We start from the raw sequence: 11837 nt of genomic DNA, 5'->3' as shown, positions 1-11837 counted from the left end.
GTCCCGCTCAGGGCTGCGTGGTGGCAACATCGCCGCCCAGGGCCCGAACCAGCGCAATCCGGGTGCGCAGACGCTGGGTCTCGAGGGCGATCACGGCGCGCCGGGCGTTCAGCTCGTCCGTCTGGGCCGTGACAACCGCCAGATAGTCCGAAGCGCCGTTGCGGTAGCGGGTGAGGGCCAGCTCCGCCGTCCGGCCTGCTGCTTCCGCCGCGGTGCGCTGATCGACGAGCTGTGCCGCGAGATGGCGGCTGGCGGCCAGCGCGTCCTCCACCTGCCGGAAGGCGGTCAGCACCGTCTCGCGATAGCGCGCGGCCTGTTCCTCATAGTCGGCGCGGGACAGCTTCACCTGCGCCGTGCGGCGGCCGCCGTCGAAAATGGACAGCGCCGCAGACAGCGGCCCCAGGCCCCAGAAGCTGTTGGGCCTTTCCAGCAGCTTGCCGTGGGTGGTCTCCCAGCCGCCGCTCAGCCCGAGCGTCAGGGACGGGAAGAAGGCGGCCTTGGCCACGCCGATGCGCGCATTGGCGGCGAACATGCGCCGCTCCGCCGCCGCCACGTCCGGGCGGCGTTGCAGCAGTTCCGAGGGCAGGCCCGCCGGCAGATCGGGCGCCGTCAACGGCCCGACGCGCGGCGTAATGCGGAAGTCGGAGGCGACGGCGCCGATCAGGGCCGCGATCTCATGCTCGGTTGCCGCCCGCTCGCTGGCAATGGCGGAAACCTCGGCCCGGGCGTTGGCCAGCACCGTCCGAGCGCGGTTGACGTCGATGGAGGAGGCGATGCCGCCATTGTACCGCTTGAGCGTGAGCGCCAGGGCCTGGTCATAGGCCTCGACGGTCTGACGCAGCATGTCCGCCTGCTCGTCCAGGCCCCGCAAGCGCATGTAGGCATCCGCCACCGCCGCTTGCAGGCTGAGACGCGCCGAGGCCAGATCCGCCGCGCTCGCGGCGGCTTCCGCGCGGGAGGCGCGCACGCTGTTGCGGATCCGCCCCCAGAGGTCCAGTTCGTAATCGAGCGCGCCGCCGACGACATAATCGCTGTAGGTGCGCGGCTCGCCCGTGCCCTGCGGCCGGTTGCCCGAGACCCGCTGGCGGCCCGCCCTGGCACCGACGGAAATCGAGGGATAGAGGTCCGCTTCGTCGATCCCGGCTGCGGCGCGCGCCTGGTCGTAGCGCGCCAGCGCGGCCGCCAGGGTCGGGCTGGCCTGCTCGGCCCGCGCCATGAGATCGTTCAGCACCGGGTCGCCGAAGGCTTCCCACCAGGCTCCGCGCTCGACGTGGTCCATCGGCTCCGCCGCCACCCAGCCGTCCGCCTCGCGGAACTGCGCGGGGAGGGGCGTCTCCTGCGGACGGTAGTCGGGCGCCATCGAGCATCCTGCCAGCGCCGCCAGCGCCAGCGCCGCCATCCCCTTAGCCCGCATGAGCAGCGCCCTTCGCAGGGGTGGCCGTTGCGGCCTGAACCTTCACCTCGTCGCCGGACTGAATGGCATCCGGCGGCGAGTCGATGACGCGGTCGGTGGGCTCGACACCGGCGGAGACAATCACCGTGCGGCCTTCGTCCCGCGCGATGGTGACCGGTTTGATTGTCACCTTCCCCTTGTCGTCCACGACGGCGACGACCGGACCATTGATGCTGTACAGCACGGTGCTGCCCGGCAGACGCAGACCCTGCGTGCCGCCGTCATCGAGGTCGAACTGCACCTGGGCGAAGGCGCCAGGCTTGAGCGCGCCGTCCGCATTGTCCGCCTGCAATTCCACCAGCACGGCCCCGGACTGCGGATCGACGGCCCCGGCGCTGCGGGTCACCTTGGCCGGGAACGTGCGGCCCGGAAATTCCGGCAATGTCAGGTTCGCGGACGTGCCGGTCTTGACCTGAGCCGAATAATTCTGCGGCACCCGCACGTAGATGCGCATGCGGTGGGTGTCGGACACGGTGAACAGCGGCTCGGCCGATGCTCCGGCCACCACCAGCGCGCCGATCTGGGCCGACCGGCTGGTGATCACGCCGTCAAAGGGCGCGACCAGCTGGGTGAAGCCATGCAGCGCCTGCAAGCGCCGCACATTGGCCTGCGCCGCCTCGGCGAGCGCGGTCTTGGCGGCAAGGTCGCCGGCCTTTTCGTCCGCTTCCTGCCGGGAGACCGCATCTTCCGCCACCAGAGCGCGCCAACGCTCCGCCGTGGTCGCGGCAAGCTGCTGATTGGCCTTGGCGGTTTGATAATCGGCCAGGGCCTGGGCGAGCTGCTGCTCGATCTCGGGCGCATCAAGAACCGCAAGCGTCTGGCCCGCCTTGACGCGATCGCCGATGTTCACGAGCCAGCGGCGCACGTAGCCGTTGGTGCGCGCATAGATGGGCGCGGTGTTGAATGCTTCCACGTTGCCCGGCAGCGTCAGGACGTTGCCCTTGATGTCGGTCTCCGGCGTGACCACCGCCACCACGGGGATGGCAGCCTCGGCCGCCACCTCGCGCAGGTGATTGGTCGCCTGGAGGCGGGACGCCGTGCCGATGGCGACAATGCCGAGCGCAACAACCGCTGCGGCGATGCCATAACGCTTCAGGGTGCGGGAGTTCGCCTTGGCGGCGGGTGGGGCGTCAACGGGCATGATCTCAGACATGGCTGGGCTGCATTTCTACCTGAGGCTTCGCGGCACGGTGATGCCGGTGGACGAAGCTGAAGACGGTTGGCACGAAGAACAGGGTGGCGATGGTCGCGCAGATGAGGCCGCCGATCACGGCGCGGCCGAGCGGGGCGTTCTGCTCGCCGCCCTCGCCGAGGCCGAAGGCCATGGGCGCCATGCCGATGATCATGGCCAGGGCGGTCATCAGCACCGGGCGGAAGCGGACGAGACCGGCCTGCATGGCGGCTTCGGTGGCGTCGCCCAGTTCGGCCAGCTTCTCGCGGGCGAAGCTGACGACGAGGATCGAGTTGGCCGTGGCGACGCCCATGCACATGATGGCGCCGGTGAGCGCGGGCACGGACAGCGTGGTGCCGGTGACGAACAGCATCCACACGATCCCGGCCAGAGCGGCGGGCAGAGCCGTGATGATGACGAACGGATCGACCCAGCTCTGGAAGTTGACGACGATCAGCAGATAGATGAGCAGGATCGCGCCGATGAGGCCCCAGCCGAGGCCGGAGAAGGCGGTGTTCATCGTTTCGTACTGGCCGCGGATGGTGACGTCCGTACCCTTGGGCTGCTCGGCTTCCAGTTCAGCGATGGCCTTTTCGATGTCGGCGGCCACGGCACCGAGGTCGCGGCCGTGGGTGGTGCCGTAGATGTTGAGCACCATCTGCATGTTGTAGTGGCTGACCACCGGCGGAGAGCTGGAGCGCGAGATGGTGGCAAGGCCGCCCAGCGGCTGCGGCATGGACGCACCCGCGCCGGAGATCGGCATGTTGGCCAGCTCATCGAGCGACTTCACCAGATACTCGGGCGTCTGCGCCACCACGGCGTAGGACACGCCGGACTTGGGATCGACGAAAAACACCGGCGAGGTCTGCGCGGTGCCCGCCAGCGAGCTGGACAGGCTGGTGGTCACGTCCCGTTCGGTCAGGCCGTACTGGCCGATGCGGGTGCGGTTCACGTCCACGTAGAGCTGCGGGGCGTTGGCCGGCTGCTGGAGGCGCACGTCCACCAGGCCCGGAATGGTGGCGAGCTTGCGCATCAGCTTCTGCGCGTAGGCGCGGTTTTCGGCCACGTTCTTGCCGGAGATCTGGATGTCGATCGGAGCGGGCGCGCCGAAGTTCAGGATCTGGCTGGTGATGTCGGCGGGCAGGAACGCGAAGGAGACGCCAGGGAACCGCTTGGGCAGCTCGCGGCGCAGCTCGGCGACCACCTCCTCCGTCGGGCGGTGGCCCTTCTGGAGGGAGATCATCACGTCGCCGTCCTGCGGGCCGATGGTGCCGCTGTTGGCGTAGACGGTGTTGATGGCGCTGACCGGCAGGCCGATGTTGTCGGTGATGGCGCCCAGCTCGTGCGCCGGGATGATCTCGCGGACGGCGCGGCCGATCTGGTCGAAGCGGGCGGCGGTCTGCTCGATGCGGGTGCCGGCGGGCACGCGCACGTGCATGGCGATCTGGCCGGAGTCGACGCTCGGGAAGAAATTGCTTCCCAGAAGCGGCAAGAGGCCGAACGACAGGATCACCACCGCCATGAACCCGATCAGGAAGGGCTTGCGGGCTTGCAGGGCCTGACGCAGCAGGCCGAGGTAGCGAGTGCGGATGCGCTCGAAGCGCAGCTCGAACGCCCGCTGGAAGCGCACGAAGGCATTGCGGGTGGCGGGAGTGCCCGCCAGATGGCGGTTCTCGCCGTCCGGCACATGCGGGCGCAGCAGGTACATGGCCATGGTCGGCACCAGCGTGCGCGACAGGATGAACGAGGCGATCATGGCGAACACTACCGACAGCGCCATCGGCACGAACAGGAAGCCGGCCACGCCCGGCAGGAAGAACATCGGTACGAACACGATGCAGATGCACAGCAGCGAGACAAAGGCGGGCGTGACGATCTGCATGGCGCCGTCCATGATGGCGTCGTGCACGCTCTTGCCCTGCTCAAGGTGCCAGTTGATGTTCTCGATGGTGACGGTGGCGTCATCGACGAGGATGCCCACGGCCAGCGCCAGGCCGCCCAGCGTCATCACGTTCAGCGTCTGGCCAAAAGCGGCCAGTGCCGCGATGGCCGCGAGAATGGCCAGCGGAATGGACAGGGCGATGATGAAGGTGGAGCGCAGCGAGCCGAGGAACAGCAGGATCATGAGCGACGTGAGCGCCGCGGCGATGAGGCCCTCGTGCACCACGCCCGCAACCGCCGCCTTCACGAACATCGACTGGTCGCCGACGGGCAGCACCTTGAGGCCCTCGGGCAGGGTCTCTAGGATGCGCGGCAGCTTGTCCTTCACGCCGTCGATGATGGCGAGCGTGGAGGTTGCGCCGTTCTTGAGGATGGTGAGCAAGGCGGAGCGCTGGCCGTCCACGTGCACGATGTTGGTTTGCGGCGCGTTGCCGTCGCGCACGAAGGCCACGTCGCGCATGTAAATGGTGGCGCCATTGACCACCTTCACGGGAATGTCGTTCAGCCCCTCGATGGTGGCGGGCGAGTTGTTGAGGCGCACGCTGTACTGGTTGGGGCCGATCTTGACGAAGCCCGCGGGGTTGATCTGGTTCTGGGCGGCGATGGCGTTGCCGATGTCCTGCGCGGAGAGGCCCTTCGATTGCAGGGCGATGGGGTTGAGGTCGATCTGGACCTGTCGCTCCTTGCCGCCGGAGGGCTGCGGCATGGCGAGACCCTTGACGGTCACCAGCTGCGGGCGGATCTGGTTCTGGCCGATGTCGAACAGCTGCTGTTCGGAGAGGCCCTTGCCGGAGAGGGCGAGCTGGATGATCGGGACCGTGGAGGCGCTGTAGTTGATGATGAGCGGCGGCGTGATGCCGGGTGGCAGGCGCTTGAGGATGGTCTGCGAGACGGAGGTGACCTGCGCGGTGGCGGTGCGGATGTCTGCGCCCGGCTGGAAGAAGATCTTGACGACGCCGATGCCCTGAAGCGACTGGCTTTCGATGTGCTCGATATCGTTGACGGTGGTGGTGAGAATGCGTTCGTAGGGGGTGATGATGCGGCTGGCCATGTCCTCGGCGGGAAGGCCTGCGTATTGCCAGGCGACCCCCACGACGGGGATGCGGATATCCGGGAAAATATCGACCGGTGTTCGCAGCGCCGCCAACAGACCCGCGATCGCGATGACGATGGCCATCACGATGAATGTAAGCGGGCGACGCAATGCAACTTTAACGATCCCGATCATTCGTACCTCTTTGTCCGAGGCGACTTTGTCCGAGGCGACGGCGGGCCTCTCCGGACCGCCTCAGGTGCCAAACCGCTTATTTTTCTTCCGGGAGGACGGATCGTTCGGGCGCTACAGGTGACCGAGCCGATGACCGTCTCTGGCGCATTGATGCCGCCTTGGCCTTTTTGCGTCTAATATATAATATGGCATGATCGATACGATGTGAGACTTGATCTTGGATCTCCGACACCTGCGTTACTTCCTTTGTGTGGCCGAGGAGATGCACTTCGGTCGTGCCGCCATGAGGCTCGGCATCACCCAGCCGCCGCTCAGCCAGCAGATCCGCGCGCTGGAGGAGGAACTGGGGGTCAAGCTGTTCGAGCGCACCAGCCGCCGCGTTTATCTGACGGAGGCGGGCAAGCAATTCGAGCCGGAAGCCCGGCTGACGTTGCAGCAGGCGGAGCGGGCCATGCAAAAGGCCCGGCTGGCGCAGAGGGGGGAGCTTGGTCACCTGGGATTCGGCTTCCCGGCCTCCGGTCCCTTCGTGCCGCGCGTCGCCGATGCCTTGTATGAATTCCGGCGCGCATACCCGGAGGTGGAGCTGACTCTGGAAGAGGCGGGCGGGAGCCAGCTCATCGAACTGATCCGCAGCGGCAAGCTCGATCTCGGTCTCATCCGCGGTTTCGACCGGCCGATCCTGCCCGACGGCATGGAGTGCGCATGCTTGCAGGAGGAGCACATGCTGCTGGTGCTCCGCGCCGAACATCCGCTCGCGCAAGCCGAGGCCGACCCGGAAATTGCGGATCTCGCCGGACAACCGCTCGTGCTCTACAACCAGGCCAGCGGGGCCGGCATCAACGAGCAATTCATCGCCCTGTGCCAGCAAGCGGGCTTCACGCCGCATGTCGCCTATCGGGCGAGCGGTCTTGCCACCCTTCTCGGCTTCGTGGCGGCGGGACTGGGGGTGACGCTTCTTGCCCGCTCGCTCGCGCGGCTGCGCCCGGACAGCCTGGTGTTCCGGCCCTTCGCAACGCCGGTCAAGAGCCGGTTGTGGCTGATCCACAACACGGATCTCTCGCCCACGGCCCAGAAATTCAAGAACGCCGTTCTGTGCGAAGTGCGCGCCTGAGAGGAGAAGACTTGCGGGCGGCTCAACCGCCCGCCCGCGTTATCTCCTGCTCCCGGGCATGTCCCGGCACCGGCCGGGCGGCAGGTTCTTCAGGAAAAGAACTCAGCGGGACGCCAGTTTTTCCAGCGTCTTGTAATCGATGCGGGACACGGCCTTCTTGAGCGTGTCCATGTCGACCCCCCGGGCATCCGCCTGCACCACAAAGCGGTTGGCGACGATCACGCTGTAGCTGCCGCTGCGCGAGGGCTCGTCCCAGGTCTCGGTGACCATGCGGCCGTCCACCTTGCCCACGCGCTCGTAGCCATTGGCGGTGGTCCGGTTGCTCTCGATGTTGAGGCCCGACCCCAACGCCGCAAATCCGCCCATGGCCGCAAGGTCGGTGATCTGCACCGTGACGCTTGCGTCGTCCCTGTCGTATCTGGCGGTGACGGACGATCCGCCAATGCCGCCGATCCCGCCCGAGGCAGACTCAAGGCTCACCCGTTCCATGCTGGCGAATGAGGCAGGCAGCAGGGCTTCGAGGCGGCTGGGAGCGATGGGCTCGGCATTCTGGCTTTTCTCCAGCGCTTCCGCGACGGCCTGAACCTGGCGGCTGGCTTCGTCGAGCTTGCCGAGATCAACCGAGGCCTCCGACCCGATCTTCACGGTGCCGTCCCCGAAACGGGGGGTCATCGCGCCCACAAGCGCCCCGATGACCAGCCACACCACAACGGCCGCGATGATTGTCACCACCGTATAGGCCATGGCCTTCTCCTCGGGTGCCTTCATGAGCTTGGGCAGGCCGAGATAGAGCAGGTAAAGGCTGTACAGTCCAAGGATGGACAACAGGGCAATGGCCGGGATCAGGTTGAAGATGCCGGCAACCCAGGCGGCGGTCGCGGAATAGGCCGCAACCTTGAGGGCCTGGATGCGATCGCGCACACCATTGAAGGTGGGCGCAAGGGCATCGATGATCAGCGCCAGCACGTAAACGCCGGCGAGGGTCAGCACATATTGCAGCAGGGCGCCGACCAGTGCGCTGCCGAAACTGGGCCGGAAGGTGACGCCGAGAATCGACGTGCCGAACACCTGCGAGCCGATGAACCCTGCAACCGCGGGAATGGCCGCGACGGGCAGGACGAAATTGCGGTAGATCTGGCTGGCCGATACGGGCTCGGCGTCGATCTGGTCCCAGGCCGCGCCCGGGGTCAGCAGAATGGACTTGATCCGCGCAATCAGGCCGGACCAGACGGATGGTTGAGCTGTACCGGATTCCATGTTGTCTCCCCCCGTTTTCCTTGCCCGCGCTGTCACTGGGCAAGGCAAGCAACCGGCAAATGCCCGATCCCCGGCAGTGTTGCTGCCACCGGCTGCTGGTTAATTTCTGAACATTACATCGCTTTGCGCAGGATTGCTATCAGAGCGCGTAAAAATCAACCGATAGTAGCAGGAAAAAGAGAGGCTTGCGACGGGTCGGGCAATTTCGGGGCAGCATGCCGGAATGTGCGGTGGACTTCATCCCGTGGTGTGGCAGATTGCCGCAAAAAGGGGAGAAGTACTGCCATGAATTGCAGTCTTGGCCCGCGCTGGCGGGCAGGGGAGTCGACAGCCGGCTTGTGGCTCAGTCTCGGCACGCCGGCGGTGGCGGAACTGGCCGCAGAGAGCGGGGCCGACGCCATCGTGCTGGATGCGCAGCATGGCCTGTGGGAGCGTGCCACGCTGGAATGGGCTGTCCGGCTGGCGAGCCCCTGCCCGGTGCTGGTGCGGGTGGCCCGCAACCGGCCGGAGCTGATCGGCGCCGCGCTCGATGCGGGGGCCGAGGGCGTGATCGTGCCGCTTGTGGAGACAGCGGCTGAGGCCGCCGCCGCCGTTGCCGCCTCGCGCTATCCGCCGGACGGAGAACGCAGCGGCGGCGGGGTCCGCCCGCTGCGGGACATGAAGGGCTATGTCGAGCGCAGCCGGTCCGGGACACTGGTGTGCGTGATGATCGAGACGGCTACCGGCCTTGCCAATGCGGCGGCCATTGCCGCGACGCCGGGCATCGACATGGTGTTCATCGGCGCGGGCGACCTGTCCCTGTCGATTGGCGATGACGGCGCGGCGCTCGAGCACGCCCTTGAGACAATTCGCGCGGCCTGCGCGGCGGCGGGCGTTCCCTGCGGCATCTACACGCCACATGCGGAGGCGGCGCGCGCCCGCGCCCGCCAGGGATTCCGGTTTGTCATTGCGGGAGATGATGTCGGCCTGCTGCGGCAAGGGTTCGCCGCTGCCCGTGCCGCGTTTGTAAAGAAGGAGGAGAGTGCGCATGGCTGACACGGCAGGCAAACCGATCGACCCGCTGGCAGGTGTCGCGCCGCATGTGGCGGCTGTCTCGCTGGACAACATCGCCAACATTGCCAAGCAGGCGTTCGACAAGGCCAACGTGGTGCCGTTGTGGTTTGGCGAAGGCGACCTGCCCACCCCGGCGTTTGTGGGCGAGGCTGCCGCGCAGGCCATCCGCGACGGGCATGTGTTCTACACCTACCAGAACGGCATTCCCGAACTGCGCCAGACCCTCGCCGACTATCACACCCGCCTGTGCAACACGACGGTCGGGCCGGAGCGGATCACGGTGACCTCGGGCGGCATGCCCGCCATCATGCTCGCGGTGCAGCTGGTGCTGGAGCCGGGGGATAATATCGTTGTCATCGACCCCGTGTGGCCGAACATCGGCGGCATCACCCGGCTGCTGGGCGGAGAGGTGCGCTCGGTCCGCATGGATCTGGGCGAGGGCGGCTGGACGCTCGATCTGGAAAAGGTCGCCGCCGCGTGCGACGCCCGCACCCGGGCAATCTTCTATGCCTCGCCCGGCAACCCCACGGGGGCCATGGTTCCGCTCGAGGTCCAGCGGGAGTTGCTTGCGTTCGCCCGTCCGCGCGGCATCTGGCTGATCGCGGACGAGGTGTATTACCGCCTCGTGTTCGGGCGGGAGGCCGGCGATACCATCCTCGACATCAGCGAGCCGGAGGACCGGGTGCTGATCATCAACAGCTTCTCCAAGGCCTGGGCCATGACCGGCTGGCGGCTGGGCTGGCTGGTGCATCCGCCGTCGCTGGGGCCGCGCCTTGCCATGATGGTGCAATATACCACCAGCGGCACCGCCACCTTCCTGCAACACGCCGCCATCGCCGCCATTCGCCAGGGCGAGCCGTTCGTGGCGGAGATGAACCGCTATTGCCAGCAGGGCATGGAAATCGTCTGCGATGCGCTGGAGCAAATGCCGCGCGTGCGTCTGCGCGCCCGGCCGGAGGCGGCCATGTATGTGTTCTTCGAAATCGAGGGCATGACGGACAGCCGCGCCGCCTGCCTCGATATCCTGAACGCAACGCAAGTGGGGCTTGCGCCCGGCCTCTACTTCGGCAAGGGCTCGGAGAGCTTTGTGCGCCTGTGCTTCTGCCGCTCGCCCGATCTGCTCCGCGAAGCGATGGAGCGCTTGCGCCCGTTCCTGTCGTGAGGAGGCTTCCCGTGCCGGAAGAGGAGGATGACCGCCGGATCGCCCCGGCGGCCGAGCGCAACAAGGGGCCGATCCTTGAGGTGCTGCGCCGCGTGTTGCCACCGCAGGGGCTGGTGCTGGAAATCGCCAGCGGCACCGGCCAGCACGCGGCTCACTGCGCGGCGCACCTGCCGGGGCTGGTGTGGCAGCCGAGCGATCGGGATGCGGGCGCGCACGCCTCCATCACCGCATGGGCGGCGCATGGCGGGCTCTCCAATGTGCGCCCGCCTCTCACGCTCGACGTGACGCAGGAGCCCTGGCCGCTGGAGCGGGCGAATGCGATCGTCTGCATCAACATGATCCACATCAGCCCGTGGGATGCCTCCATCGGGCTCATGCGCGGGGCGGAGCGGCTGCTGCCGCCGGGCGGCGTGCTCTATCTCTATGGCCCTTACAAACGCGGCGGTGCACACACCGCGCCAGGCAACGCCGCGTTCGACGAGAGCCTGCGGCAGCAGAACCCGGCGTGGGGCGTGCGCAACCTGGAGGATGTGGCCGCGCTGGCATCGCGCCACGGTTTCGACCTCGAGGAGGTTGTTGAAATGCCTGCCAACAACCTCTCCGTGATCCTGCGGCGGCGTTGAGGGCCGTCAGTATTGCGCGGCGCGCCACCCGGCGGCCCTGGCCTCCTGCTCGGTGCAGAACCAGCGCTCGCCCTTGGCGGTGTTGATGGTCACGCGCTCATACCAGGGGCTGGCGGGGGTGTGGTAGACCTTCTCGCCCTTGGCGGTGATGTTGCCCTTGATCGGGCAGTCGCCCGCCGTGACGGTTTGCACGGGCGGCGTCTCCGTCAGGGGCAGGCGCTTGCCCTTCCGCCAGTCCCACGGGTAGTCGAAGGACCCGGCCCAGACCCCGCGCCGAGCACGCTGGGCCTCCATTTCCTCGGTGACATAGTCCTTGGAGTAGGACCGGTAGGCGAGGGCATGACCCTGCGCCACCATCCAGCCGTTGATGTCCGTACCGCCCAGTTTGCAGACGGCGACGATGCGGCCGTAGCGGTCCTTGTCCTTCTGTTCGCAGCGGATCGTGCGGCGGCCGATGAGTTCGTCCAGCGCCAGCGCTGCCTTCTGGCCGCAGCGCACGGCCCGGCCGGAGACATGGCAGAGCTGGCGGGACTCCGGCGCGTCGATGCCATGGAGGCGAATGCGGGTGCCGCGCAGGTCCAGCGTGTCGCCATCAATCACCGACGGCACACCAACCAGGGCATCCTCCGCGCTGCTTCGGTTCAGGAAATTCCCGTCTGCAACGGCGGCGGCAAGGCCGGCAGCAACGAGAAAAGCAATACTCATGAGAGACTTCCAACGCAGGGTACCAAACTCCGTCGCAGATCAATAAAGGATGTGTATCAGGCGGGGGGTGTATAAGATCGTTGGGTAGGCGGCAAGGAAGTCGCGCCTTTGTGTGGCGGTCACGAGGGGAAGA

The 11837-nt window shown here is 67.1% G+C and carries 9 protein-coding genes; 4 read left to right on the top strand and 5 right to left on the bottom strand.

What is annotated here, in order from left to right:
- Nucleotides 1-7 precede the first annotated feature (7 nt).
- From ACSJJU_RS10435 to ACSJJU_RS10425, 3 genes are read right to left on the bottom strand one after another with little or no spacing between them, the layout of a single operon-like run.
- Entirely contained in the window at nt 8-1414 is a 1407-nt protein-coding gene (locus tag ACSJJU_RS10435; RefSeq protein ID WP_435915365.1) for an efflux transporter outer membrane subunit, read from the bottom strand.
- Nucleotides 1404-2606, bottom strand: coding sequence for an efflux RND transporter periplasmic adaptor subunit (locus tag ACSJJU_RS10430; RefSeq protein WP_435915364.1), 1203 nt, complete (start codon nt 2604-2606; stop codon nt 1404-1406). Before ACSJJU_RS10430 ends, ACSJJU_RS10435 begins: the two co-directional genes overlap by 11 nt.
- Nucleotides 2599-5793: an efflux RND transporter permease subunit gene (locus ACSJJU_RS10425; protein ID WP_435915363.1), complete on the bottom strand. Its 3195-nt coding sequence runs from the start codon at nt 5791-5793 to the stop codon at nt 2599-2601. The genes ACSJJU_RS10430 and ACSJJU_RS10425 overlap by 8 nt, the downstream gene beginning before the upstream one ends.
- Before the next feature lie 211 nt (nt 5794-6004).
- On the opposite strand from ACSJJU_RS10425, the gene ACSJJU_RS10420 reads away from it, so the two are divergent.
- Nucleotides 6005-6904: a LysR substrate-binding domain-containing protein gene (locus ACSJJU_RS10420; protein WP_435915361.1), complete on the top strand. Its 900-nt coding sequence runs from the start codon at nt 6005-6007 to the stop codon at nt 6902-6904.
- Between the two features lie 102 nt (nt 6905-7006).
- Here the strand turns inward: ACSJJU_RS10420 and ACSJJU_RS10415 are convergent, their stop codons facing one another.
- Nucleotides 7007-8161, bottom strand: a complete 1155-nt coding sequence (locus ACSJJU_RS10415; RefSeq protein ID WP_435915360.1) for a Yip1 family protein — start codon at nt 8159-8161, stop codon at nt 7007-7009.
- Between the two features lie 285 nt (nt 8162-8446).
- Between ACSJJU_RS10415 and ACSJJU_RS10410 the strand changes: the two genes are divergently transcribed.
- From ACSJJU_RS10410 to ACSJJU_RS10400, 3 genes are read left to right on the top strand one after another with little or no spacing between them, the layout of a single operon-like run.
- A complete protein-coding gene (locus ACSJJU_RS10410) occupies nt 8447-9196 on the top strand; it encodes an HpcH/HpaI aldolase family protein (protein ID WP_435915358.1) in 750 nt (249 codons plus the stop codon).
- Complete coding sequence (locus ACSJJU_RS10405; protein ID WP_435915357.1) at nt 9189-10376, top strand: pyridoxal phosphate-dependent aminotransferase; 1188 nt, start codon at nt 9189-9191, stop codon at nt 10374-10376. The genes ACSJJU_RS10410 and ACSJJU_RS10405 overlap by 8 nt, the downstream gene beginning before the upstream one ends.
- A gap of 11 nt (nt 10377-10387) precedes the next feature.
- The gene (locus ACSJJU_RS10400) at nt 10388-10999 is read left to right on the top strand and encodes a DUF938 domain-containing protein (protein WP_435915356.1); all 612 of its coding nucleotides are present in this window, start codon (nt 10388-10390) and stop codon (nt 10997-10999) included.
- 6 nt (nt 11000-11005) lie between these two features.
- On the opposite strand, the gene ACSJJU_RS10395 is transcribed toward ACSJJU_RS10400, so the two are convergent.
- Nucleotides 11006-11704 carry a thermonuclease family protein gene (locus ACSJJU_RS10395; protein ID WP_435915355.1) on the bottom strand — a complete coding sequence of 233 codons (699 nt, stop codon included), beginning with the start codon at nt 11702-11704 and terminating at the stop codon, nt 11006-11008.
- Nucleotides 11705-11837: the final 133 nt, after the last annotated feature.

Origin of the sequence: Pedomonas sp. V897, assembly GCF_051304405.1 — a bacterium.
Taxonomy (GTDB): Bacteria; Pseudomonadota; Alphaproteobacteria; order Sphingomonadales; family Sphingomonadaceae; genus Pedomonas.
The sequence above is the reverse complement of the archived record's forward strand: the minus strand, read 5'-3'. Positions and strand labels throughout refer to the sequence as shown.

What these genes read in the sequence shown, in the direction of transcription:
- ACSJJU_RS10435 (WP_435915365.1), bottom strand. Translation starts at nt 1,414, where the DNA reads ATGCGGGCTAAGGGGATGGCGGCGCTGGCGCTGGCGGCGCTGGCAGGA.
- ACSJJU_RS10430 (WP_435915364.1), bottom strand. Translation starts at nt 2,606, where the DNA reads ATGTCTGAGATCATGCCCGTTGACGCCCCACCCGCCGCCAAGGCGAAC.
- ACSJJU_RS10425 (WP_435915363.1), bottom strand. Translation starts at nt 5,793, where the DNA reads ATGATCGGGATCGTTAAAGTTGCATTGCGTCGCCCGCTTACATTCATC.
- ACSJJU_RS10415 (WP_435915360.1), bottom strand. Translation starts at nt 8,161, where the DNA reads ATGGAATCCGGTACAGCTCAACCATCCGTCTGGTCCGGCCTGATTGCG.
- ACSJJU_RS10410 (WP_435915358.1), top strand. Translation starts at nt 8,447, where the DNA reads ATGAATTGCAGTCTTGGCCCGCGCTGGCGGGCAGGGGAGTCGACAGCC.
- ACSJJU_RS10405 (WP_435915357.1), top strand. Translation starts at nt 9,189, where the DNA reads ATGGCTGACACGGCAGGCAAACCGATCGACCCGCTGGCAGGTGTCGCG.
- ACSJJU_RS10395 (WP_435915355.1), bottom strand. Translation starts at nt 11,704, where the DNA reads ATGAGTATTGCTTTTCTCGTTGCTGCCGGCCTTGCCGCCGCCGTTGCA.